Raw genomic sequence first — 25,655 nt, 5'->3', positions numbered from 1 at the left:
CGATACCCCACCACACCACCTCACTTCAACAATGTACGAACACGACGTCATCGTGGTCGGCGCCGGCGGCGCCGGCCTCCGGGCGGCCATCGCCGCACACGAGGAGGGCGCCGACGTGGCGCTCGTCTCGAAGCTCCACCCCGTCCGCAGCCACACCGGCGCGGCCGAGGGCGGCATCAACGCCGCGCTCCGGGACGGCGACGACTGGACCGACCACGCCTACGACACGATGAAGGGCTCGGACTACCTGGGCGACGCCCCGGCCATCGAGACCCTCTGCGAGACCTCACCCGAGGAGGTCATCCAGCTCGAGCACTGGGGGATGCCCTTCAGCCGCGAGGACGACGGCCGCGTCTCCCAGCGCCCGTTCGGCGGCCTCAGCTTCCCCCGCACCACCTACGCCGGCGCCGAGACCGGCCACCACCTGCTCCACACCATGTACGAGCAGGTCGTCAAGCGGGGCATCAAGGTCTACGACGAGTTCTACGTCATGGACCTCGCCGTCACCGACGAGGCGGACCCCGAGGACCGCTCCTGCCACGGCTGCGTGGCCTACGACATCAAGAACGGCGAGATCGTCGGTTTCGAGGCCTCCGACGGCGTCATCCTCGCGACCGGTGGGGACGGCCAGGCCTTCGACCACACGACGAACGCCGTCGCCAACACCGGCGACGGCCCGGCGATGGCCTACCGCGCCGGCGTCCCGGTCGAGGACATGGAGTTCGTCCAGTTCCACCCGACCACGCTCCCCTCGACGGGTGTGCTCATCTCCGAGGGCGTCCGTGGCGAGGGAGGTATCCTCTACAACGCGGAGGGCGAGCGCTTCATGTTCGAGTACGGCTACGCGAACAACGCCGGCGAACTGGCCTCGCGTGACGTGGTCTCCCGCGCCGAACTCACGGAGGTCAACGAGGGTCGTGGCGTCGACGACGAGTACGTCTACCTCGACATGCGCCACCTCGGCGACGAGCGCATCCTCGACCGCCTGGAGAACATCCTCCACCTCGCGGAGGACTTCGAGGGCGTCGACGGGCTCGTCGAGCCGATGCCGGTCAAGCCCGGCCAGCACTACCACATGGGCGGCATCGAGACGAACGAGCACGGCGAGACCTGCGTCTCCGGGCTGTACGCCGCCGGCGAGTGCGCCTGCGTCTCCGTCCACGGCTCCAACCGCCTCGGTGGCAACGCGCTGCCCGAACTCATCGTCTTCGGCGCCCGCGCCGGCTACCACGCCGCCGGGCGCGACTACGGCGAGGCGCTCATCGAGACGGGCCCCTCGGCCGCCATCGAGCAGGAGGACGACCTCGGCGCGCCCGTCGAGCCGGGCGCGCTCGGCCCGACCGACGACGACGTGGCCGCCGACGGGGGCGAGAAAGCGGCCGACGGTGGGCAGCTGACGGGCACGACCGAGACGGTCCACGCCGCCGTCGAGCGCCAGCGCCAGCGCGTCGAGCGCCTCAAGGAGCGCGACGGCCGCAACCACGCCGAGATCCGACAGAAGCTCCAGAAGGCGATGACCCGCTGGGTCAACGTCTTCCGCGAGGAGGAGGGCCTGAAGAAGGCCCTCGAGGTCATCAAGGAGTGCCGCGAGGAGTACCAGGACGTGGCCGTCTCGGACCCCTCCGGGACGTACAACACGGACCTCATCCACACCATCGAGACGCGGAACCTCATCGACACGGCCGAGACCATCGCCCTCGGCGCGCTCGCCCGTGACGAGTTCCGCGGCGCCCACTGGCGCGCCGAGCACCAGGAGCGCAAGGACGACGAGTGGCTCAAGCACACGATGGTCCAGTGGAACGAGGGTACGCCGGAGCTCTACTACACGGACGTCATCCTCGAGGGCGCCGAGAAGACGTACGAGCCGAAGGTCCGGTCCTACTAAGGCACCTTTTTTCGGTTCGGGTTTGCTCGCGCTCGCCGAAGGCGAGCGCTGCGCGAACCGAAAAAATCTGCACCAAAAAGGCCGCTCTCCGGCCCTGCGGGCCTCCGAGCGGTGAACGGCGCGCCTGCGGCGCGCCGATGCAGTGAGGTATCCCGTCGGGGGCCGCTACCCGGTGGGTTTTCCTCGGCGCCCATGCGGACAAATCGATATATTAATCGCAAATATGCTGTTGTCGTGTCTGAGCCACAATTAGATCTTAAATCTGCGGTATAGATGGATTAGTCTGGAATTTCATCGAGTAATCGACGGCCTACCGCCGTCTCGATGCACTCACTCGCCGCAGCGGCGAGCGACGTAGTCGAGGGCATCGCCCGTCGTCGCGTCGTGCTCGACGAGCAGGCTGAACCGGTTGTCCTCGGGGCAGGTGACCGTATACTCGAACGTACCGGCCGGATCGCCGTCGAGCCACGCACGGACGGTGAACCCCTCGCCGTCGGTCCCCTCGAAGGCGTCCTCGATGCGGACCTCACCGAGGCCGGTCCCGTCGTCGGCGGGGACGGTCTCCTCGGTGCGGAACAGTTCCTCGCCGTCCCGCTCGACGGCGACCGTCAGGGGCCACTCGCGGTCGTCGTCGTTCTGGAGCAGTACGTTCACCGGTCTCGGCTCGTCCTGCAGGGCGCTGCAGCCGGCCAGGCCGGCCGTGACGACGATTCCGCCGGCGCGGAGCAGGGCTCGTCTGGAGGGCATCGACAGGCGTTCCGTCCGGTCGGAGAAATCGATTGCGGTGCGGCAGGCTGTTCGACGGGCGCTGGCGGGCGATGCCACGGAGTATTTATCGGTCGATTGCCAACTCCCGCACACGATGCCCTCCCGGCGGCGGTTCCTGGCGACGGTCGGCGCGACAGCGGCAGCCGTCGGGCTGGCGGGCTGTTCGGCGTCGGTCGGCGAGCCGCCCGCCGAGCGGTGGCTGTACGACCCCGGGACGGCCCTCGGACAGCCGTTCCCCTGGCAGGCCTACCTGTCGGTGGACGTGCCGGCGGCGTGGGAGCGCCGCGAGCAGTTACCCGAGGAGTGGGTGGCGACGGCCACCTCGTTCGACCGGGGCGTCTCCTCGGTCGACCTGGCCGACCTCCGACGGGTGACGGCGCTCGGGTTCGGGACGGAGGGGCTGACGACGATGGGGACGACGGTCGCGTTCACCGGCGATATCGAACCGCGACCGGTGGTGCGGGAGTTCACCCGCGGGAGCGTCACCGAGTACGACCCCGTGGCCGACCACCGGTTGTTCGGCTACGCGCCGGGGTTCCTCGCACGGATCCAGCGCGAGGACGTGACCGCGCGAGGGACGCTGGGGCTGGCCGTGGGCGAGGACCGGGCCGTCGCGGGCGGCCTGCTCGCGCCAGAGGGGGAGGCCGTCGACGCCGTGGCGGCGATGGTGCGTGCCGGCGCCGCCGGTGAGTCCGACACCGTCACCGGCGCGGACCCCGACCTGCGGGCGGTCGGCCGGGCGCTCAACGCGTCGCCGCTGGAGCCCCCACCGGTGTCGGGTGGCGTCGCGTTCGACGAGGGGCTGGCCGAGCGACTGGCGGGCGCCATCCCCGAGGAGTGGCCCACGCTCGCGGCGACCGTCGACGACCTGCAGGCGGTCGGTGTCGGCCTGCGCTTCGCCGAGAACGCCACGCTCACCTCGTTCGTCTTCGTCTACGACCCCCGTTCCATCGCCGAGGACGAGAACCTCCAGGCCGCCGTCCGGAAGCTGACCAGCGAGTCCGGGAGCCCCGACAGCGGCGTCGTCGGGGTCCGGCTCGGCCCGGGCGGCCGCTCGGTGGTCGTCCGGACGACCGTCTCGCCCCAGGCGGTGTGGACGGACTTCCGTGACCGGCTCCCGGGACTCTGAGCGGAGCGGTCATCCCACCGCTACGCCCGGTAACACCCGTGTCACTTGCTTCGAGACCGCGGATGCAAAGCGTCAAACGGCCGCCGTCCGAACTCGTGGCAAATGGTTCTCGGGACCGACCGACGCGTGCTCGCCCTGGCCATGGCCCGCATGGCCGACGCGCTCGGCAACTCCTTCCTCATCATCGTCCTCCCCCTCTACATCGCGAGCGGGCAGATCGCCATCGACGGCATCGTCGGCGGGCAGGTGCTCGGCTTCACCCTGACCGAGGAGTTCCTCATCGGGCTCGTCCTGTCGCTGTTCGGCTTCCTCAACAGCTTCGGCCAGCCCGTCACGGGCCGCATCTCCGACCGCGTCGGGGCACGGCGGCCGTTCATCCTCGGCGGCCTGGTCGTGTTCGGCGTGGCGAGCGCGGCCTACCCGTTCGTCGAGTCGTACGCCGCCATCCTGCTCGTCCGGGCCTTCCAGGGGCTGGGGGCGGCACTCACGGTGCCCGCGACGGTCGCGCTGGTCAACGACTACGCACAGAGCGACAGCGAGCGCGGGGGGAACTTCGGCGTGTTCAACACCTTCCGCCTCATCGGGTTCGGCTTCGGCCCCATCGTGGCCGGCATCGTCATCGCGGGCGGCTTCGGCAGCGACACCGTCACCCAGTACGTCCTCGGGAGCGTCGTCCTCTCGGGGTTCAACGCCGCCTTCGCCATCGCGGTCATCGGGGCGGTCGTCTCGTTCGGCCTGGTCGTCTGGCTCGTCGACGAGCCGCCACGGGCGGACGCCGACGCCGCCGACAACCTGTCGGTCAACGTGTTCGACCCCGACGGCGGCCTGGACACCGTGTTCGCGGTCGGCGTCGCCACCCTGTTCATGGCGCTGACCATCGCGCTGTTCGCGACGCTGCAGGAGCCCATCAACACCGCGCTCGGGCAGGGGTCGACCCTGTTCGGCCTCCAGTTCTCCGCGGTCATCGCCGCCAACGTCATCCTGCAGGTGCCCATCGGGAACTGGGCCGACGAGTACGGCCGGCGGCCGTTCCTCGTCGCCGGCTTCGCGGTGCTGGTCCCGTCGGTCCTCGCCCAGGGACTCGTCCCGGTGTTCACGACGCCCGGGACGCTCGCCGGTCCTGGACTGATGCTCGTCGCCCGGCTGCTGCAGGGCGTCGCGGTCGCGATGGTCTTCGCCCCCGGCCTGGCGGTCGCCGGCGACCTCGCCCGCGAGGGGCAGTCCGGAACGACCCTCTCGGTGCTGACGATGGCGTTCGGGCTGGGGGTCGCGTTCGGCCCGCTCGTCTCCGGCTTCCTCTACTCCTACGGCCTGGTCGCCCCGTTCGCGTTCGGCGCTGCCCTCTCGCTGCTCGCGCTCGTCATCGTCGTCACGCAGGTCGAGGAGACCCTCGGGACGGGGACGGTGTCGGGGGACGGTGAGGAACCCGCGGCGGTCGCGCAGGACTAACCCACCCGGTCCGACACCCACGATGCTGCCCCCGGCCTGGGGGTCAAGCCTTTCACGGCGCCGTTCGTCGGCGAGTGCATGGCAGGCGACGACGCGACGGTGACGTTCGAGTTCTACGCCACCGTCCGCGACGCGGTCGGCGAGAAGACGCTCCCCTGGTCGGTCGAGGCGGGGACGACGGTGAACGATGCGCTGCGGGCGGTGGCGACGGACCACCCGGACCTGCACTCGCTGCTGTTCACGAGCGAGGGCCGGCTCCGGCCCCACATCAACGTCTCGCGCAACGAGGTCCCCATCCGCGACCTCGATGGCGCCGACACGGAACTGGCACCGGACGACCGCGTGACCGTCGCGCCGTCCGTCTCCGGGGGCTCGCGATGACCGACCCCGCGCTCGGGTTCGAACTGGGCCAGGTACAGCTCGGCAACAACGCCTTCGAGGGGCAGAACAACTGCTACGTCCTCGGTGCGGACACGGATGCCGGGCCGACGACCCTGGTCGACACCGGCATCGCGATGCCGGATACGGAGGCCGAACTCCGGGAGGGGCTGGCCGACTACGGCCTGGCCTTCGAGGACATCGACCAGGTCCTCCTCACGCACTGGCATATGGACCACGTCGGGCTGGCGGGGGCCATCCAGGCCGAGAGCGACTGCGTCGTCCGGGCCCACGAGGCCGACGCCGACCTCATCGAGGGCACCCCGGAGGCCGAGGCCGAGTCCCGCGAGACGCTCGAACGGCTCGTCGACGAGTGGGGGATGCCCGACGACAAGCGCGAGGAACTGCTCGCGTTCATGGAGATGGGCGAGGGGGGGGCCGGCGAGACGCCCGACGTGGAGCCGTTCGTCGGCGGCGCGACGTTCGATGCGGGCGCCATCGAGGTCGAGGCTGTCCACCTACCGGGGCACGCGGCCGGCCTGACGGGGTACGCCTTCGACGGCCGTGACGGGCGCGAACTGTTCAGCGGGGACGCGCTCCTGCCGTACTACACGCCGAACGTCGGCGGTGCCGACACCCGGGTCGATACGCCGCTCGCGGACTACCTGGAGACGCTCGCCGACGTGGTCCGGACGGGCTACACGCGGGCCTGGCCGGGCCACCGGGGCGTCATCGTCGACCCCGTCGGTCGGGCGGCGGACATCGTCGTCCACCACCGCGAGCGCACCGGGAAGATCGTCGACTTCCTCCGGGACTCCGGGCCCGCCGACCCGTGGACGGTCTCGGCCCACCTGTTCGGCGCGCTCTCGTCCATCCACATCCTGCACGGGCCGGGCGAGGCCTACGCGCACCTGCACCACCTCGCCGAGGCCGGCATCGTCGAGCGTGCCCCCGGCGACGACGGCCACGAGTACGCGCTCGTCGATACGGAGGCGGACCTGGACGGCCTGTTCCCGGACGTGGCCGACCGCGCCCTCCGGCCGGACGCGATTCCCGGGCCTGGATAGGGTATCCGTCCGATTCTCGGCCCCGGATTCCCCACGACCGGCCACGTTTCTTCCGGCGCCTCAACGTTTAACCCGGAGCCGAGAGTGTACCCGACTGGTGATATAGCATGCCCGAACGTTCCAACCCCGAACTTCCCGACCTGCCGTACGATTACGACGCACTGGAGCCGTTCCTCGACGAACAGGTGCTGACGTGGCACCACGACACGCACCACAACGGCTACGTCAACGGGCTCGACTCCGCGGAGGAGACGCTGGCCGAGAACCGCTCCAGCGGTGACTTCGGCTCCTCGGGCAGCGCGATGCGGAGCGTGACCCACAACGGGAGTGGACACTACCTCCACCACCACTTCTGGGAGAACATGTCGCCGAACGGCGGCGGCGAGCCGTCCGGTGACCTCGCGGACCGCATCGAGGAGGACTTCGGCTCGTTCGAGGGCTGGAAGGGCGAGTTCAAGGCCGCCGCGGGCGCCGCGGGCGGCTGGGCCCTGACGGTGTACGACCCCGTCGCCAACCAGCTCCGGAACGTCGTGGTGGACAAGCACGACCAGGGCGCGCTGTGGGGCAGTCACCCCATCATCGCGCTTGACGTGTGGGAGCACTCCTACTACTACGACTACGGCCCGGACCGTGGCAGCTTCATCGAGGGCTTCCTCGACCACGTCGACTGGGAGTACTGCGAGGAGCAGTACCAGACGGTCATCGACCTGTTCGAGTAGGCCGGCGACGATCCGGCTGCGACGGCCCACACCTTCGCTTTCTTTCGCGACCACTCCCCCAGCGGCCGCGCTGCCGACCCGACCAGCAACCTCGCCTGCCCTCGGCGGCCTGGTGCGCTGGCGCCATCAAGAACCACCGAACTGTTCGGCTGTCGATGCAACCCCGTCCACGACGAACGGTGCGGTGATGGATCGACGTACCTTCCTCGGCGCGCTGGCGTCAGGAGGTGCGGCCGCGCTCGGGGGCTGTACGTTCCAGCGGGAGAGATTGCATAGCGTCTCTGCCACCCTCGAAATCCCGAGCGGCGAGTACTTCCACGAACCGCTGCAACTGGACGGGCCCGGGAAGCAGTTCAACCTGCAGTACGAGGTGGCCGCCGACCGGTCCTTCGACGTGCTGCTGTTCGGGGGACAGTCGCCCCCCGAGGAGTTCGGCGTCTACCGACGGGTCGTCCGCGGAGCCGGTGGCTGGGGCGGCGACGACCGGGGTGCCCCCGACGACGAGACTGGCCCGGAGGCTGGTGACCGGGGGAACGGTGGCATGGCCGCCGGCGGGTGCCGGTTCGGCACTCGCTCGGGCCCCGACCACGACCACGACGACGGCCGGCACGCCGACTGCCCGCACGCCTCGGGCTGGCACTCCGTCGTCGGGGCCCCCGGCCGGGCCGAGGTGAACAGGCCACTTCGTCCGGGGACCCACCACTTCGTCGTGGACAACACCCGCCTCGGGGAGGCGACGCCGGAGGGGACGCTCCGCCCCACGGTCGACCTCGCGGTCAGGGACTTCGAGCCGTTCTCCGGGTGAGGTGCAGGGCTTCGTTCCTGGCCCCGGCGACCCGCAACCGTTTACCCCGTGCTCGCGCACGTCCGGGTATGCCACGTCCCCGCGACTCGTTCGACGACCTGCGCGACCTGGCCTTCCGCGAGCCCGACGAGGTGCTCGACGCGAACCGGCTCTACACCGTCTACGAGATCGCCCGGCTCCTGCAGGGGGTGCCGCTCGACGAGGAACTCGACGTCGAGACGGAGAACGTCCTGCTGGACTGGGCCATCCCCTGGCTCGTCTACAACCAGCAGCAGTTCGTCTTCGCCGAGCCCGAGCACGACTCGCAGCCGGGCTACTACGGCCTGAAGGTCGGGGAGTGAGCCGCCGCGCCGCCCCTGGCGGGCGCCGGAGTCATCGGGCTCACGACACCCGCGCGTCCCAGTAGGAGACCGACGCGAGCTGTCGACCGATGGGCGTCCGCACCAGCGCCGTGTCGATCTCCCGGAAGGCCCCGGCGATCTCGCTGGGGACCTGCCGGTAGAAGCCGTACGGGAGGACGAAGTCGTGGTCCGAGCGCTCGAGCTGGAGGCCGGCGCCCTGCAGCAGCCGCTCGACCTCTGCGGTCGAGTAGAGGCGCGACCCCATCGGGAGCGCGAAGTTGTAGATCGAGCGGAAGGAGAACCGCTTGAACGTGTCGAAGAAGACCTGGTTCCGGGAGACGCGGGCCATCTCCGAGAGGAAGGAGGCGGGGCGGTCCGCGAGATGGAAGAAGCGCATCGCCAGCACCGCGTCGAAATGGTCGTCCGGGAACGGCAGTCGGGCGGCGTCGGCACGCATGTACTCGAGCGTGTCGTCGACCCCGATCTCCTGGGCCTTCTCGCGCCCCTGCTTCAGCATCGCCGGGGAGATGTCCAGCCCGACGATGTCGGCGCCGTGGTCGGCCAGCAACGAGGTGAAGCGCCCGGTGCCACAGGCGACCTCCAGTACGTGCTTTCCCTCCACGGGGCCGAGCGCGTCCAGTACCGCCTCCTTCTCGCGGTCGTCGATGAGGCGGCCACCGTTCGAGAACCGCTTGTCCTCGTACGCGTCGGCCACGTCGTCGGACTGGTACCACTCGCGTCCCTTCACGTCCCTGTGGCTCCCCGGCGCGTGGATAAAACGGTACTGGAACGCGGTCGCGGGCGGCGGGTGGTGGGGTCGCCACGATGGGCTCGCCGCGACGGGGGTCGGCGGTCGTTACTCCGCCTCGGCAGCGGGCGTGTCGAGTTCGTCGAGGTCGATGGTCTCCGCGAGCAGGACCTCCTCCTGCCCGGAGACGTCGCGCTGTTCGCGTGCGAGCTGTTTGAGCTTCGACTGCGGGGCGAGGTCGCCGATGAGGACACCGCCGATGACCTTGCCGTCCTTGAGTGCGACGCGCCGCCACTCCGTGTCGGAGTACTTGCGCTCGACGAAGTCGTCGCCCAGCGTCGGGTGACCGAAGGAGAGGAAGGGGAAGTCGAAGTGCGTGATGGAGTACGAGGAGACCCAGCGGAACTCCTCGGCGGCCTCGTCGGCGACCATGTTCTGGGCGGCGATGCTCCCCTGCTCCTTGGCCGAGCCCCAGGCGCCGTTCTGCGCGCGCTCGCCGAGGATGAGGTCGTGGAACTGCGTGATGTCCCCCGCGGCGTACACGTCCTCGACGTTCGTCTGCATGTACTCGTCGACGACGACGCCGTTGTCGAGGTCCAGCCCGGACCCGCGGAGGAACTCCGTGTTGAAGTCCAGCCCGATGGCGACGCCGACGAAGTCACCCTCGTAGAAGTCGCCGTTCGGGTCGGTCGCCCCGATGGCGACGCCGTCGTCGTCCACCTCGAACTTGTCGACGCCGGACTGGAAGACCGGCTCGACGTCGCGCTCGCGGAGCGCGTCGTGGATGATCTCCGCGCCCTCGGGCGAGAGGGCGTAGCGCCACCAGCAGTCACCCCGCATCAGGTACTTCCCCTCGATGTCCTGGGCGGCGCAGATTGCCGCGAGGTCGATCCCCAGCAGGCCGGCGCCGACGACGATGCCCGTCTCGGCCTCCTCGGCGTGTTCCTTGATGGCCCGCGCGTCCTGGAACGTCCAGAAGTGGTGGACGCCATCGGCGTCACTGTTGTCGACCGGCAGCTGGGTCGGCGTGCCACCCGTCGCCACGAGCAGTTTGTCGTACTCGTAGGTCCCGCTCTCGTGGGTGTGGAGTTCGTGGGCCTCCGTGTCGATGTCCGTGACGTACGTGTTCAGTTCGAGGTCGATGTCGCGCTCCTCGTACCAGCCCTCGTCGTGGATGGAGATCGGCGCCTCCGGGAGCTTGCCCTTCGCGAACTCCTTGATGAGGATGCGGTTGTAGAGGGCCTCCCCCTCGTCCGTGATCACCGTCACGTCCGCGTCCGGGTCCTCCTCCCGGATGGTCTCGGCGGCGGACGACCCCGCGATGCCGTCGCCGATGATGACGTGCGACGTTGTCATAACGGGGGCTTAGCAAGCCCGGCAAATAGGGGTTGCCATCGTCGTGATTCCGGATGAAGATACGTGACAGTTCCGCGGCGCCCGACGCTCCCGGGCGCTCCGGCGAGCCGGCAGTCGATGCGAGCGTCGGGGGGTTGAAGCGTCTCCGGCCCCTCGTTCCCGGTATGAAGATCCGTCAGAACGTGCGCCACTGGGCGGCGAAGAAGGCCCTGACGACTCCCGTCATCGGACCACGGGTCAACGACAAACTCGTGGATATGCACACGGAGATCTTCCTGGGCAAGACCGACGAGGCCAACCACGAGGTCCGACGGCTCCATCTGGATGACTTCTTCGACGCCACGATGGACACCTACGTAGCGGCCCTGGAGGCGGGCTACCCGGAGGCCGAGGCCCGGGAGATCACGCACATCCAGGCCAACTTCGACTTCTTCAACCACGGCTGGACGGAGATGATGGAGATCCCGGCCGACGAACTGGAGGACCACTACCGTCGCTACGAGGCGTTCTTCTCCGAGCACGGCATCACCATCGACGACCCGCTCGGCGAGTTCACGCCGCCGACGGGCGTGGCCGAGGCCCCGGCCACGCCGGAGAAGCTGGAGGACCCCGAGTACGAGAACGCCATCGAGGGGTTCGCCGACGACGTCTACGTCGAGACGCCCGACGGCCTGCTGAAGGGTCGCGGGACCGACGAACCCGAGGACGTCGACCCGTCGGAGGCGCCCGGCGTCGACGACGAGGGGGCCAGCGCGGACTGAACCTGCCGTCGCCGTCGCCGGATGTCACTCGTTCCGGGTTCCCTCGGTCCAGATGGCTGGTTGCTGCTCGGCCGCCCCAAGAGACAGTTCCCTCGCAGGAAGATTCAAGCTCTCGGCGGCGAAATATATGGAATCTATGACGACCGCTCGACCCAGCCGTCGCCGGTTCCTCGCGACGACCGGTGCGCTCGCAGCGGTCGCGATGGCGGGCTGTGCCGGGAAGGCGACGCGGCCGGCGGAGTCGACCCCGACCCCGACCCCGGCAACATCCGGGCGGTCCGCGACGCCGGTCGCCAGCGGAGCGACGTCCGCGACGCCGGACGGGACCGAGCCGCCGACACCGGCGGCGTCCCGGCTCGCGTTGCCGACGCTCACGGCCCCTGGCTCCCCCGGCGGCCCGCTCGACGTGGCCCCGCCCGGGAAGGTGGTGCTGCTCGACTTCTTCGCGACCTGGTGTCCACCCTGTGAGGCCGAGATGCCGAACCTCGCGGCGGTCAGGCGGCGGTTCGACGGCGGAAGCGTCCTCCTGGTCTCGATCACCCAGGAGCCGGACCACCGCGGGGTCGTGGCGTACTGGGAGACCCACGGCGGGAGCTGGCCGGTCGCCATCGACCCGGCACTGACCGCGACCCAGCAGTTCCGCGTGACGCGACTGCCGACCATCATCGTGCTCGCCGCCGACGGCACCGAGACGTTCCGCCACGTCGGCTACACCGGCGAGCAGCGCCTCGTCGGGGCCGTCGAGGCGGCACTGGCTCACGACGAATCGTCGGCGTAGTCACGCGACTCGCAAAATCACGCCGGAACCCTCCACGTAGTCACGCGAATCGAAAAAGTCCGACCGAAGCCCTCAGCGACGGCGCCGTGCGTACAGCGCGAACAGGAGCGCGGCCAGCACGGCAACCGCCACGCCGAACCCCGGCCCGGCGGCGTCGGTTGGCGTCCCCGTTCCGGTCGGATCCGGGAGCGGTGTCGGCGTCGGGGTGAGTGTCGGCGTCCGAGTCGTGGGCGTCGTGGTGGCCGTCGCCGTCTGCGTCGCCGGCGTCGGGGTGGCGGTCACCGGCGTCGGGGTGAGTGTCGGCGTCGCGGGCGTCGGGGTCACGGGCGCCGGCGTCACGGGCGCCGGAGTGGCGGTCACGGGTGTCGGGGTCACGGGCGCCGGGGTGGCCGTCGGCGTCGGGGTGTCGTCGCCACCGGAACCGCCGCCACCATTGCCGCTGCTGCCGCTGCTGCCGCTGCCGCTGCCGCTGCTGCCACTGCCGCCCGAACCGGGGGCGGCTGCAACCGTGATCGTCCTCGTCGCGGTGTCCGTCAGGCCGTCGTCGTCGGTGACGGTAAGCGTGACGGGGAAGTCGCCCGCCGCGGCGAAGACGTACGGCGGTGTCCGGCCGGTGGCGTCGGTGGTGCCGTCGTCGTCGAAGTCCCACGCGTACGCGACGAGGCGGCCGTCGGGGTCGGTCGATCCGCCGGCGTCGAAGGCGACGGTGTCGCCGGCGACCGGCGCGGACGGCTCGTACCCGAACGCGGCCGTGGGGGCGAGGGTCGTCGCCGCCCGGTCGACGTCGAAGTACTCCGACCCGGACGCCAGCAGGATCGGTGTCGTCTCGTCGGCGTAGATGTCGTAGACGACGGCGTTGATGCCCCTCGCGTCGTCCGGGAGCGACAGGTTCACCGCCAGCTGGTTCCGGCCGGCTGCGAGATTCGCCCGCGTACTCGTCACGCCGAGCCGGGTGGCCGACCCGTTCGAGACCCGCGCGTCGACCGTGACCGGCACCGCGCGGCTCGCGTTCACGTCGAGCGCCAGCGCGAGGTCGTCACCGGGGGCGTACGCCCCCCTGTCGAGTTCGGCCTCCTGCACCAGCGCGGTGTAGCCGTCGACGTCGAAGGGGTACGACCGGGTGACGTTCGCGAAGGTGTAGACGACGTTGTAGCTCCCCGAGCGGAGCGGCGGGACGGTGAACGAGAGCTCGCGGGGCCCGCTCACGGTACCGCTCCAGGTGAATCCGGGACCGTACACGTCGAGCGGGCCCGACGTCGTCGGGTCCACGCTGATGGTGACGGTGTCGCCGACGTCGTACACCTGCGCGTCGGTGTAGAGGCTCACGTTCGGATCCGCCCGGTAGAGGTACGTCCCGTCGAGGTACAGCGACCGGCCGGAGGCGGCGTACACGCTGTACAGGGCCTTCCGGTCGGTGCCGGGCTGGACCGGGATGTCGAACGTCAGCGTGGTGGCGGCCCCGCCCGCGAGGTCGAACGTCTGGACCTCGTCGTAGCCGTTGTACTGGACACGTGACAGCAGCGCCCCCGCGATCGGCCGTTCGTTCTGGACGTCGATTGTGAGCCGTGCGGTGTCGCCGTCGGTGTACAGGGGGGCGTCGAGGGACGCGTCAACGCTCACCTCGAGCCCCTCGACGGCGAGGTCGGTGGTGCCCGCGGTGCCGGCCGCGCTGTACTCGACGGGGTACCGCCCGGCGAGGAGGTCCGGCGGCACCTCGAACCGGACGGGCACCGTCCGCCGCTCGCCCGGCGCGAGCCAGACCTGCTCGCTCCCCTCGAAGATGCCCGGGATGGTCACGGCGACCGTGGTCGAGCCCTCGTAGCTGCCGGTGTTGACGAGCGTGAGGTTCAGCTGCGCCCCCTGGCCGACGCCGGTCGTCACGACGCCGGGACCTGATTCGAGCGCGAGTCGCGGGCCGAGGACGGCGAACGTGTCCGTCGCGGTCGCCAGCGTCTCGCCGCCGACCTCGGCCTCGGCGGTGACGTTCCGGACGCCGGGCGCCACCCCCTCGGGGATGTCGATGGTGACGACCCGGTCGAGCGTCTCGCCGGGCGCGAGCGTGAACGGGACGGTCGTGGCGGCCACCGTCGCGTCGACGCGGAGTCCGCCGTCGACCTCGTTCGGGCCGACGTTCCGCAGCGTCACGTTCACCGACAGGTTGCCGTTCGCCGGCTCGTCCGCGGCGACAGCCGTGAGCGCCACCTGATCGGGCTCTGCGACCCGGAGCGGTGCCGACGCGGTGGCGAGCGGTGACGTCGCGTCGACGGTGTAGTTGCCGGCCGGCAGGTCGAACACGACGCTCCCGGTCGTCGCATCGCCGGGCGAGAGGTACACCGACAGCGTCCGGGTCCGGCCGTCGACCGTGAAGGTCGTGTCGAACGTGGCGGGGAGCGAGCCGGTGTTCGAGACGGTGTACGGCACCTCGACGGGGCCCGCCGCGTAGACCGAGGCGGGCGCGAGCGTCACCGTCGCCGCCTCGCCGAACGCCACCGGCTGCCGGAGGGTCGCCACGAGGTCACCGGTCAGCGTCGCCTCGACGACCGTGTCCTCGTCGGCGGTGAGTGTCGTCTCGACCCGTACCGTCTCGTTCGGCGTGAGCGTCACGGTCCGGGTCGTCCCGGCGAGGTCGACCTCGACCGTCGCGTCGATCCGGCCCTCGTTGGTCACGTCGACCGCCGCGACGAACGGGTCGCGCCCGACCGTGTCGGGCACGTCGAGCGTCGCCGACACGTCCGGAACGATTACCTCGACGCTGTCCTCGATGGTCAGGCCGCCGGCGGTCGCTCGCAGGTCGACCGTCCCGGCACCGGTCGCCGTGACCTCCGTCGTGTAGCTCCGCTGCTCGCCGGCCCCGAGGACGAGTGACTCGTCGACCAGTGTCGTCCCGTCGGCGGTGACCGAGAGTGCGTACGTCTGCTGGACGGAGCCGCGGTTCTCGAGGACGCCGCTGATCCGAACGACGTCGCCGGGTTCGTACTGGCGGGCGTCGCTCTCGAGCGTGAGGAGGGTGTCGCCGTCCACCACGTAGAACGGCGGGTCCTCGATCGCGACCGTCTGGGTCGAGGTCGAGGTCAGCTCGCCGGAGAGCTTCAGCTTCCCGTCGGTCAGCACCGCCCCCGGAACCACGACCGTGACCGTCGCGACGGTCCCCGCGGGGACGTCGACGGTCCGGTTGGCACTCCAGACGAGCGCGCCACGGTCGGCCGGGGGGACGAGCGGGTGGAAGTCGCCGAGGTAGTACCCGTTCGAGCCGAGTTCGGTGTCGCCCAGCCCGTCACCGTCGAGGTCGACGCCCGGGTAGTCGTGGTAGAAGTTCCCGCCGAGGAACGGGCCGCCGACGATGTTCTCGCCGGGGGTCTTCGTGACGTTCCATCGGTCCTCGAACTGGCCGAATCCGGCGATGTTGCTCCCGGTCGGGTTGTCGAGGTAGTTGTCGTACGCGAGCAGGTACCGGGTGTTGTCGATGTCCATTCCGACGCGACTGTCGGTCACGAGGTTCCGGCGCACCAGCGTCCGCTGCGTGCGGTCGAGTCGGATGCCGTACTCGTTGCCGGCGACCTCGTTCTCGCGGATGGTGACGTCGTCCGCGTTGTCGACGAACACTCCGTAGACGTTGCCGGTGAACAGGCTGGTCGCGACGACCGAGTCGTCGCCGACGTCGGCGATGAACACCCCGTAGCGGTTGTCGGTGAACGTGCTGTCGACGACGGTGGTGTTGTTCGCGGAGACGCCGACCTGTCTGTCGTTCAACACCCCGTAGGTCGCGTTCGTGACCGTGACGTTCTCGACGGTCGTCCCGACGGACCCGTAGATGTAGACGCCGTGCTCGGCGTCCCGGACCGTCGTGTTCGTGACCGTCGCGTCCACCACGGTGTCGATGGCGACACCGTCGCGGAGTCCGGTGGCGACGACCCTGTCGATGGTGACGTTCCGCGAGTAGGCCGCGACCGCTGCCCCGCCGCCGACGAGCGTGACGTCGGTGGCGTTGACCAGCCAGACCTGGCCGAGGCCGCGCCCGTCGACGCTCGTCCCCGTCAGGTCGCGCTCGTAGGCGACGGGCCGACCGGCGATCGTGTTGGTGCCGTCGATGTCGTGGGCGAAGTACCGGAGCCCGGACCCGACGACGTCGAAGCCCGCGGTGCCGAGCGAGTGGTTCCGGACCACGACCCCCGTCGAGTCGCGGAGCTCGAAGCCCAGGGCGGTGTCGGCGAGGTCGTTCCCGTCGAACAGCCCGGTATCGACCTCCCGCATCGTGATGCCCGTCCCCTCGGCGACGACGGTGACGTTGCCGACGGTGACATCGTCGCTCCGGCGGCCGAACGAGCCGCCCCGGATATCGATGCCGGGTTCGACGCGCGAGAACCGACCGAAACCGACGTCGATGAACTCGCTGTCCCGGAGGACGAACGTGGATACCTCCGTCGCGTAGAGGCCACTCCCCTCCGAGTTCTGGACGACGTTCCCGGTCACCATAGTGTTCGTCGTGGACCCGAACCGCAGCGCGAACTGCGTGGTGTTCGCGACGTCGTTGTCCCGGACGGTGACGTTGTCGGCGTTCGAGACCTCGATGGCGTACGCGGAGCCGTTGACCGTGTTGCCGACGACGAGGCCGTCGCCGGCCGCCTGGAGCTCGATGCCCGTGACGCCGCCCCCGACCGTGTTGTTGCGGACGGTCGCACCGGGCTCTCTGGTGATGAGGATGCCGTCGCCGAACTGTCCCTCCGTGATCCGGTTGTCCGTGACGGTCACGCCCGGCACGGACTCGATGTGGATACCGCCATCACGGGCGCGGAAGGCGTCGTTGTCGGCGACGACGACGTCGCCGTCGATGTACTGGACGTGGATGCTGGCCTCGACGAAGTTGTCGCCACTGACATCGTTGTCGCGGATCTCGGCGCCGACGTTGACGGTGTTGAACCGCCCGTGGACGTCGATCCCGTAGTCGGTGTTGTCGACGAGCGTGTTCGCCGTGAGGGTCGTCCAGTCGGAGTTGCGGATGGTGATCCCCTCCACGTTGTTCCGGACGGTCATGCCCGTCACGGTCGTCCCGGTCGATTCGCGGACGAACACACCGTAGGTGCCCGCCTCGGCGAGTCCGTCGCGGACGGTCACGTTCCGCGAGGCGACGACGTTGACCGACTCGCCGGTCGTCCCCGCGACGGTCACGCGGCTCGCGTTGACGAGGTAGACGACCCCGCCACCGGTCGGCACGGTCGCGTCGCTCCAGTCCACCAGGTAGTAGACCGGGCGCCCGTCGAGCGTGTTGCTCGTGTCGATGTCGTGGACGAAGTTGACCAGCGGGCGCGTGCCGACGAACCGCCGGTCGACCGACAGCGACGCGTTCGTGATGACGTTGTCCCGCATCGTCACGTCGACCGCCTCCAGGAACCGGACGCCGGCCTCGACGCTGCCGTTGATCCGGTTCCCGACGAGCGTCGTGTTCGTGGACCGGTGGATCCGGATGCCGTCGTCGGCACCCTCGACAGTGTTGTCCTGCAGGACGTTGTTGTGGGCCTCGAGCAGCTCGAACCCCTCACGCGAGACGACCGTCGCGGTGTTGTTGACGATGCGGTTGTTGTCGCTCTGGAACGCGTACACCGCACCGCTGGTGAAGCTGTTGTCGGCGATGTGGTTCCGGTCGGAGTCACGGAGGTTGATGCCGAGGCCGAAGTCGTCGCTGAAGGTGTTGGCTCGCGCCGTCACGTTGGTCGACTGGGTGATCTCGAGGGTCGTCTCCTCGACCAGGTTGTCGGCGAACACGCCGTCGGTCGCGTAGTAGAACCGGACGTCCGCGCTCCGGGCGAACGTGTTCCCCTCGAGGACCGTCCCGCTGGAGAACCGGACGTCGACGTTGTCGAACTCGCCGAAGCGGCTGTTCCGGACCGTGACGCCCGTCGTGTTGTGGATGATGAGCGCGTAGTTGTTCTCCCGGAACGTGACGTTCTCGACGATCGCGTCGTCGGCGCTGACGATGACTCCGTAGTTCCGGACGAAGCTGCCGGTCGACCGGCCGACGTCTCGGATCGTCGAATCGCGCAGCTCCAGGGTCGACCCCCGCTTCGAGATGAAGTACACCGAGTCGAACCGGTCGGTCGACCCGATCTCCGAACCGCCGAGCACCCGGAGCGTCCCGCCGTCCCGGACCTCGATCCCGGAGGCCAGGTCGGTCGCCATCGCGAACCGGAGCGTCGTGTTCTGGAGCGTGAGACTCCCGCCGGACTCGACGACGACGAACCCGTCGACGACGAGGTCCCGGTCGGTCCAGACGGTGTCGTTGGTGACGGTGACGTTGCCGGTGATGGTCGTCGGGGGTGCGAGCGCGGGTGCGGCCGGCGGCGCCACCGCCGGCACGAACCCGGTGGTCGCCACCGCCTGCGAGGTGGCCCGGAGCGGCGACCGGCTGGCGTTCACGGCGGGGTCGGTGATCTCGAGCCGGAGCGTGCCGTTCTCGATGGCACCGTCCCGGTTGTCGATGGTGACCGTGACGGTGACGTCCTCGCCGGTGTCGTAGACGGTCCGGTCGGTCGAGAGCCCGAGGTCGGCGTCGAGGCCGGTGACGTCGAACGTCTCGGTCCGGGTCGTCGTCTCGCCCGTGCCCGCGTCCTCGCAGGTGGACTCGAGGAAGTACCGTCCGGTGATCGCCTGCGCCGGCAGGGCGACCGACAGCTCGACCGTCGCGGTGGCCTCGAGGTCGACCGTGGTGGTGCGCTCGTCGACACGGACGCCTCGGGGACCGGTGACGACGAACCGGCAGGTCGCGTCCGTATCGACGCCGCCGACGTTCGTCAGCGCGACGGGCACCGGGTCGCCGGCGGCGTGGGGCCCGTCCCCACCGAGGCCGAGGCGCAGGTCGGACGGCGGTACGGGGAGCGCGAACGTCCGCGAGACGCTCCCGCCGGGCCCGACGGCGACGGTCACGTCGACCGGACCGCTGGTGACGTCGGCCGGGAGCGTGAACGCGTGCTGGACGGTCGTTTTCGCTCCGGGAGCCACGTCGAGCCGGGTAGTGTCGACGTAGCCCGCCGTGGGGGCCTGGACCGTCACCGGGACGGGGGCGCCGAAGCGGCCGTCGTTCGTCAGCGTCAGGGTCGCGGTGACGCGCTCACGGGCCGCGGCCGACGCCCGGTCGAACGTAACGCTCGGGAGCCACGAGCTCGGGAGCTGGTACCGCCGGGTCACGGGGGACTCCCACTCCGGCGTGGTCGTGTAGACGAGTTCGTAGCTGCCGAGGGTGACGGGACCGGTCTCGACGGGGAACGTGACCGACCGTCGGTCGTCGGCCGGGAGCGCGAGCGAGGCGTTGTCGCGCCAGACGACCGTTCCGTCGGGGGCCCGGAGCGCGACGTCGAGCGTCGTGTTCGACGGGCGCGGCCCGAAGTTCACGACGGTGAACCCGACCTGGCTCCCGTTCTCGACGCTCGCCGGCAGGTCGGGGACCGTCCGGGTGAGCGAGTCGGGGACGGTGAACCCCGCGGAGTCGAACCCGACCTTCCGGTCGCCGACGTACGACTCGGCGACGACGGTGTAGACGCCCGGCGGGGCGTTCCTCGGGAGCACGAACGAGACGTTCAGCACGGTCGTCCGGTTCTCGAGGAGTCGGGAGACGGCCTCGTCGTCGAACACGAGCGTGCTCTCGGGGCCGACCGCCCGAATCTCGGTCCGCACCTGGCTGCGGCCGTCGAGCCGGACCGTCGCGTCGACCGTGTCGCCCCAGCGGTACTCGGCCGCCGCGAGCACGACGTCCGTGGTGACGTCGGGGCGGAACGAGAAGAACCCGCGGCTGGTTCGCCCGAGGTACTCCGTGGAGTCGCGGTCGCCGCGGTAGAACTGCGCCCACAGCCGGTCGAACGAGTAGACCGGGATCTCGTGGGTGATGATCCGCTCGCCGCCCGCGGGCACGGTCACCGTCTCGTTGAGCCAGCTGTTCCGCTCACCGGGAACCGTCGTCGGCGCACCGTACATCACCCGCGAGTTGTCCACCCGTCCGAAGTTGTGCGGGTACGACCACCACGCGGTGACCGTCTCGTCGGTGGCGCCCGCGTTCCGGATCGTGATGCGGAACGTCGCGTTGCCGCCGTTGGCGTACCGCTCGGCGTCGCTGGTCACCGCGAACGTGATGTCCTCGGAGGTGAACAGCCCGGTCGACCCGTCCTCGAACGCGCCCGCGGCGAACCGGCCGATGTCGCGGACGTGCTGGACCTCGCCGTAGCTGTCGTTCAGGAGGACGTACTCGAGTTCCCAGATGCCGAGACGGGCCGTCTCCGGCACGTCGTAGGCGACGGGGACCGTCGTGTTGGCGAAGCCGGCCAGCGGCAGTCGCGTCGTCTGTGAGCCCACGACCGTGCCGGCGCTGTCCCGGAAGTCGACCCGGACCGCGTCGGCCGTGACCGCGACGTAGCTGGTGACGTCGGCGGTCGTCGAGAGGCGGTCGCCCCGCTGGACGGTCTGGATGTCGTGGGGGCTGGTCGACCACCGGATGACGTTCCACAGCAACGCCCGGCCGCTGGCGGTCGAGGCGTGGTGGCCGAACGCCCAGTCGCTGTACGTCGTCGTCGCGAGGACGCGCCCCTCGCCGTGGCCGTAGGCGAGCATCGCGGGCTGCCCGTTGACCGTCCGCGAGAGGAACACCGTCGCGTTGTCCGGCCAGGTCGTGAAGTAGCCGTCGACGTTGACGGTGGCGGTCTCCGAGCCGACGGAGGCGACGGCCGCACAGTAGGTCGTGAGGCCGACGGAGCCGTACTGGCAGCTCTGGTCCTCGAGCCAGCCGTAGCCCGCCAGCTCGCCGGGGACCGGGTCGTACTCGTAGCCGCGCTGCTGGGGCAGGACGACGAGCGTCCCGCCGTCGGCGACGTAGTCGTCGAGCTTCGCCTCGAACGAGCCCAGCGAGTGGAGCCCGAGGAGCCCGCCCGACGGGACGACGATGACGTCGTAGCGGGCGAGTTCGGCCGCCGGGGTGCGGACATCGACGGAGGCCGCCGTCGCGTCACGTGCGGCCAGGAAGTCGGTGAACTCGTCGACGAAGCCCCGGTCCAGCACCGCGACGCTCGCCCCCCGGTCGTATTCGAAGCCGGGGTAGACCCGGTCGTAGCCGTCGACCGAGAGGTCGTGGTTGTCGTCGGGGTGGTCACCGCCCGGCGGGCGGTCGGGGTCGTCGTCGTCCTTGCACTGCTTGCAGCCCGCGTACTTCGGGTTGAGGTCCGTCTTCACGCAGTCACAGTCGACGGAGTCGATGGTGATGACCCGGGCGAGACCGAGGCCGGCCCCGACGCCACCGTCGATGCTGACGCCAGCGTTGCCCTGGAAGCCGGACGCCAGCCCGCCCTGGCTGATGCAGCCGCCGATGCCGGCGGTGACACCGCCGGCCGCTTCGACGGCGGCCTGCGGGCCGAGACAGTAGAACGTGATCCCCGCGAGCCCGGCCCCGCAGGCCGGGCCCTGGGTGACGAGCGGAGTCGAGTCGAGACCGGCGGAGACGACCTTCGCGTCGGCGAACAGCCCGATGTCCGTGACGGTCGCCTCGATATCACAGTCCTGCCCGGACGCGCCGTTGCTGAGGCCGCCGCTGCACGAGCTCTGCTTGGCGATGGTGACGTCGATCGCGCCCGGCTGGACGCTGCTCCCGGAACAGCCGCCGTTCCACCAGTCCAGCAGGCCGGTGGGATCGGTAAAGCGGAGCGGGTTGTTGCTGGCGTAGCGGTACATGTTCGCGCCGCCGGCGACGCCGATGGGGTCGAGCCGCGTGAACCGACCGGTCTCGGGGTCGTAGTAGCGCATCCGGTTGTAGTAGAGGCCCGTCGCCGCGTCGTAACTCCGGCCGGTGAACCCGTACGGCGTCGCCGTCGGGGGGGCAGCCGACGCACCGTACGGCGAGTACTCGTAGGAACCGACCGGGGCGCCGGTCTCGTTGGTCAGCGCCAGGACGTCGCCGCGGGCGTCCTGGTGGTGGTACGCGACCGTGCCGGCCTGCTCGACGACGAGCGGGCGGTCGACGCCGGGCGCGTGCGTGAACCGGCGGACGAGGGCACCGCCGTCGTCGTACTCGGCGACGACGTCGCTGCCGACGTACGCGTAGTAGGTCGTTCCGCTCGCGGTCGTCCGGCTGATCCGCTCGCCCGTCGGCAGGTACCGGTAGCTGACCGACTCGCCACCCGGGAGCGCGACGGTCTCGAGCCGGCCGCCGGCCCCGTAGGTGTAGGTCGTCACCTCGCCGTCGACGCGCTTCTCGACGAGGTTCCCCGCATCGTCGTACCGGTACTCGGTCGTGCCGACCCGAACGAGCCGGTTCCCTGCGACGTACGTGTACCGTTCGACGGTGCCGTTCACCGACCGTGTGAGCCGGTTCCCGACGGCGTCGTAGGTGTAGTTGATCGTCTTCCCGGAGGGGTACGTCACCCCGAGGAGCCGGTTCCGCGCGTCGTAGCGGTAGCTGGTGAGCGCCCCCCCGTCGGAACGTTCCACGAGATTCCCCGCGCCGTCGTACCGGTACGTACGGTTCACGAGAACCGTGGGCGTCGGTGTCGCTGTCGGCGTCGGTGTGGGCGTGGCTGTCGCTGTCGGTGTCGGTGTGGGCGTGGCCGTGGCCGTCGTCGTAGCTGTTGAGGTCGGTGTGGGCGTCGGCGTAGCTGTTGAGGTCGGTGTGGGCGTCGGCGTAGCTGTTGAGGTCGCTGTCGGCGTTGGTGTGGCTGTCGAGGTCGGCGTCGGCGTTGGTGTGGCTGTCGAGGTCGGCGTCGGCGTTGGTGTGGCGGTCGCTGTCGAGCGTGCAGGGCCGACCGTCAGGATCTGGCTGATCTCGCCGGCCGGCGTGTACGTGTAGTTCGTCGTGACGCCGTTCGCGTAGGCCGCGCTCGCGAGGCGTCCGTCGCCGTCGTAGGTGAACTCGCCCCACTCGCCGGAGGGGCCGTCGAGGCGGGTCACCCGGTCGAGGGCGTCGTACTCGTACGTCGTGGTACCGCCGGGACCGAAGAACCCGGTGACCCGGCCGTGTGTGTCGTACTGGTAGTCGATCTCGCTGGTGAGTCCGCCGAAGTCGTAGACGAGCCGCTCGACCCGGTCGGCCGCGAGGGTCCGGGAGACCGATATCGTCCCGTCGGCCGTCGTCGCGGCGACGGCCCGGCCGGCCGCGTCACGCTGGAAGGAGCCGGCGACACCGGCGGACTCCCGCCATGGGCTGAAACTGCGGCCCGTCGCGTCGGTCACCTCGTCCATGTAGCCGTCGATGTCGTAGCTGATTCGGGTGACACCCCCGAGCGGGTCGGTCCGCCGGACGAGGTTGTCGGCCGCGTCGTACTCGAAGCTGTAGCTGTGGCCGGCATCGTTCGTCTCGGAGAGCCGTCGGCCGACGGCGTCGTACGTGTAGTTCGTCGCCCGGCCGACGGGGTCGACGACCGCGGTCCGGAACCCGTGTGTGTCGTACGTGTACATCGTCGTGTGGCCGCCGAAACCGGTGTCCGCGACCGGGTTGCCCTGGGCGTCGTACCGGGTGGTCCGGGTCCGACCGGCCGGGTCGGTCTCCGAGATGCGGTTCCCCCGGTCGTCGTACGCGTACGTCGTCGTCCGACCGCGACGGTCGGTGTGGCTGGTCAGCAACGAGACGTAGCGGTCCGCGGTATCGACGGTGGTCCACCCCTGCCGGACCGTCCCGTTCGGCCCAGTCACCGCCACGGCGTTGCCGTAGGCGTCGTACTCGAACGTGTAGGTCCCCGTCCTGTTCCGGAGTTCGACGGGGTTCCGCTCGGCGTTCCAGACCGCGGTCACGGACTCGCCACCAGCGGTGATGGAGACGGGACTGCCCTGCGCATCGAGGGTGACGACCTGCTGATCGCCGCTGACGACGCTCGTGGCGGTCGCGGTCGCGTTCGGGCCGTCGTAGCCGAACACGACGCCGGACTCCGTGCAGTCGGCCTCCGGACTCACGCAGCGAACACGGTCGGACCCGTCGTAGTAGTGGATCGAGCGCCGCTGGCCCCCGGGTCGGGTCTCGCCGGCGAGCTTGTGGTTGCCGTAGTAGTCGTACTCGGTCACCCGGCCGAGCGGGTCGGTCACCGAGACGAGGTCGCCGACGCGGTAGGTGTACGCCACCGTCCGGCCGAGCGGGTCGGTCACGCTGCTGATGTAGCCGCCGGCGGTGTAGGTCAACTCGAGCCGCTTGCCGGAGTCGTCGGCGATGCTGGTGAGGTTGCCGTCGGTGTACGAGAGGGTGAGCCGGTTGCCGTTGCGGTCCTCGAGCGACTGGAGGACGCCATCCTCGTCGAACCGGAGGGTCCGCCCGTCCAGCCGGTCGAGCGTGAACCCGGCCCCGGCAGCGCGGAGTCGGGCGGTGACGCCGGGCGGCGCGTCGTAGCCGGAGCCACCCGACGACGGCGTGAAGGTGTGCGCCGAGCCGTCGCCGTCCAGGAACACGACGGTCCCGTCCGACCGTGTGACGAGCCGCATCGCGTAGTTGTGCGTCCAGCCGAAGCCGAACGGGCTGTACTCGCCGCTGCGGAGACTGTTGTACGACCGGACGAGCCGGATGTCACCGCCCCGCGCCCGGGTTCCGGCGTCCGCCGCCGAGACGTAGAGGTTCCCGTTGGCGGCGTTGACGACCCCCTCGAGGTGGTAGAGCCACGGCTCGTGACCGGTGTTCCCCCTCTTGTCGGGGGCGACCTGCGTCAGCGAGTCGGTCACCGCGCCCGTGACCGACGGCTGGCCGGCGTCGGGTGGGGCTCCCTCGGCCCCCGGAGGATCGATATCGGCGGACGACGCGCCGCCGAGTCCCCCGACGGCGCTGCCGCTCTGAGCCCGCACGACGACGACCGGTTCCAGCGTCGCCGTCACGAGGAGCGCCGCGACGACGACGACGAACAGTCGACTCACGGTCCCGTGCCAGTCGCGCCCACCCGCCCGTCCGTGTTCGCTGACACTTCCCCCTCTGCCCGGGATTCGATTACTCATGGCTCTATGGATAGCTGAGTTCGGACCCCAGGAACGTCAGCTGCTACCGCGAACAGTCGCCGAGAAAGGATATAACGTTTGTGTACCAGTTACACACACCGGGCCGCCGGATGCCGGATACGGGTTCCGCACCGTCGAGCGTGTCGTGACGAGGATAGGACGAGTCCGTCGGCGACCGAGCAGGCGAGAGCGTCGGTCCCGCCCCGGCACGTGGATACCTGGATCAGCGGACACGGGGACGGGCAATTCGTCGGACCTCTCGTCGCGGAATCCAGATCGCTACGGCTCGGCGTCGGGGGACGCCCCGCTGCCGAACCAGCGTCGGAAGTCACCCGCCGCGGCGTGCCCGGCCACCTCGCCGGCGACGGCGAGGCCCCCAGCGAGTGCAACGACACCGGTCGGGTCGAGCCCTGTCGCGAGGCCGATGCCGCCCCCGAGGAGTCCCGATCCGACGGCGATGACGACGGACTGCTCGGGGGTGTCACAGAACGGCAGCGTGAGGCCGAGGTCGAGAGCCATGCGTCCGGTTGGTGCTGGG

15 protein-coding genes are annotated in these 25,655 nt (G+C 70.2%); 10 read left to right on the top strand and 5 right to left on the bottom strand.

Going from position 1 to position 25,655, the window contains the following annotated elements:
• The first annotated feature begins 31 nt into the window (after nt 1-31).
• Nucleotides 32-1,885: an FAD-binding protein gene (locus tag P2T62_RS13500; protein ID WP_276257603.1), complete on the top strand. Its 1,854-nt coding sequence runs from the start codon at nt 32-34 to the stop codon at nt 1,883-1,885.
• 330 nt (nt 1,886-2,215) lie between these two features.
• Here the strand turns inward: P2T62_RS13500 and P2T62_RS13495 are convergent, their stop codons facing one another.
• The gene (locus P2T62_RS13495) at nt 2,216-2,632 is read right to left on the bottom strand and encodes a hypothetical protein (protein ID WP_276257602.1); all 417 of its coding nucleotides are present in this window, start codon (nt 2,630-2,632) and stop codon (nt 2,216-2,218) included.
• Between the two features lie 115 nt (nt 2,633-2,747).
• Here P2T62_RS13495 and P2T62_RS13490 point away from each other — a divergent pair, with 115 nt between their 5' ends.
• The 7 genes from P2T62_RS13490 to P2T62_RS13460 all read left to right on the top strand — a co-directional run bounded on the left by P2T62_RS13490 (nt 2,748) and on the right by P2T62_RS13460 (nt 8,541).
• Complete coding sequence (locus P2T62_RS13490; protein WP_276257601.1) at nt 2,748-3,782, top strand: twin-arginine translocation signal domain-containing protein; 1,035 nt, start codon at nt 2,748-2,750, stop codon at nt 3,780-3,782.
• 102 nt (nt 3,783-3,884) lie between these two features.
• Nucleotides 3,885-5,231, top strand: a complete 1,347-nt coding sequence (locus tag P2T62_RS13485) for an MFS transporter (protein ID WP_276257600.1) — start codon at nt 3,885-3,887, stop codon at nt 5,229-5,231.
• A 78-nt stretch (nt 5,232-5,309) separates the two neighbouring features.
• Nucleotides 5,310-5,612, top strand: a complete 303-nt coding sequence (locus P2T62_RS13480) for a ubiquitin-like small modifier protein 1 (protein WP_276257599.1) — start codon at nt 5,310-5,312, stop codon at nt 5,610-5,612.
• A complete protein-coding gene (locus P2T62_RS13475; protein WP_276257598.1) occupies nt 5,609-6,676 on the top strand; it encodes an MBL fold metallo-hydrolase in 1,068 nt (355 codons plus the stop codon). The genes P2T62_RS13480 and P2T62_RS13475 overlap by 4 nt, the downstream gene beginning before the upstream one ends.
• Nucleotides 6,677-6,783: 107 nt before the next feature.
• Complete coding sequence (gene sod, locus P2T62_RS13470; RefSeq protein WP_276257597.1) at nt 6,784-7,395, top strand: superoxide dismutase; 612 nt, start codon at nt 6,784-6,786, stop codon at nt 7,393-7,395.
• Between the two features lie 187 nt (nt 7,396-7,582).
• Nucleotides 7,583-8,200, top strand: coding sequence for a hypothetical protein (locus P2T62_RS13465; RefSeq protein ID WP_276257596.1), 618 nt, complete (start codon nt 7,583-7,585; stop codon nt 8,198-8,200).
• A gap of 68 nt (nt 8,201-8,268) precedes the next feature.
• The gene (locus P2T62_RS13460) at nt 8,269-8,541 is read left to right on the top strand and encodes a DUF5827 family protein (protein ID WP_276257595.1); all 273 of its coding nucleotides are present in this window, start codon (nt 8,269-8,271) and stop codon (nt 8,539-8,541) included.
• Between the two features lie 40 nt (nt 8,542-8,581).
• On the opposite strand, the gene P2T62_RS13455 is transcribed toward P2T62_RS13460, so the two are convergent.
• Together P2T62_RS13455 and P2T62_RS13450 are read right to left on the bottom strand one after the other, a co-directional pair.
• The gene (locus P2T62_RS13455) at nt 8,582-9,289 is read right to left on the bottom strand and encodes a class I SAM-dependent methyltransferase (RefSeq protein ID WP_276257594.1); all 708 of its coding nucleotides are present in this window, start codon (nt 9,287-9,289) and stop codon (nt 8,582-8,584) included.
• Nucleotides 9,290-9,397: 108 nt separating this feature from the next.
• A complete protein-coding gene (locus P2T62_RS13450; protein WP_276257593.1) occupies nt 9,398-10,645 on the bottom strand; it encodes an NAD(P)/FAD-dependent oxidoreductase in 1,248 nt (415 codons plus the stop codon).
• 164 nt (nt 10,646-10,809) lie between these two features.
• Between P2T62_RS13450 and P2T62_RS13445 the strand changes: the two genes are divergently transcribed.
• Both P2T62_RS13445 and P2T62_RS13440 read left to right on the top strand, forming a co-directional pair.
• Complete coding sequence (locus P2T62_RS13445) at nt 10,810-11,406, top strand: DUF6149 family protein (RefSeq protein ID WP_276257592.1); 597 nt, start codon at nt 10,810-10,812, stop codon at nt 11,404-11,406.
• A 136-nt stretch (nt 11,407-11,542) separates the two neighbouring features.
• Nucleotides 11,543-12,184 (top strand): TlpA family protein disulfide reductase, encoded by a 642-nt coding sequence (locus tag P2T62_RS13440; protein ID WP_276257591.1) that lies wholly within the window; start codon nt 11,543-11,545, stop codon nt 12,182-12,184.
• A gap of 72 nt (nt 12,185-12,256) precedes the next feature.
• Here P2T62_RS13440 and P2T62_RS13435 read toward each other — a convergent pair whose 3' ends face one another.
• Nucleotides 12,257-25,039: a NosD domain-containing protein gene (locus P2T62_RS13435; protein WP_276257590.1), complete on the bottom strand. Its 12,783-nt coding sequence runs from the start codon at nt 25,037-25,039 to the stop codon at nt 12,257-12,259.
• A 357-nt stretch (nt 25,040-25,396) separates the two neighbouring features.
• Nucleotides 25,397-25,636 carry a hypothetical protein gene (locus tag P2T62_RS13430; RefSeq protein WP_276257589.1) on the bottom strand — a complete coding sequence of 80 codons (240 nt, stop codon included), beginning with the start codon at nt 25,634-25,636 and terminating at the stop codon, nt 25,397-25,399.
• Between the last annotated feature and the right edge of the window lie 19 nt (nt 25,637-25,655).

This window comes from Haloglomus litoreum (assembly GCF_029338515.1).
In the GTDB taxonomy this organism is placed as follows: domain Archaea; phylum Halobacteriota; class Halobacteria; order Halobacteriales; family Haloarculaceae; genus Haloglomus; species Haloglomus litoreum.
The sequence above is the reverse complement of the archived record's forward strand: the minus strand, read 5'-3'. Positions and strand labels throughout refer to the sequence as shown.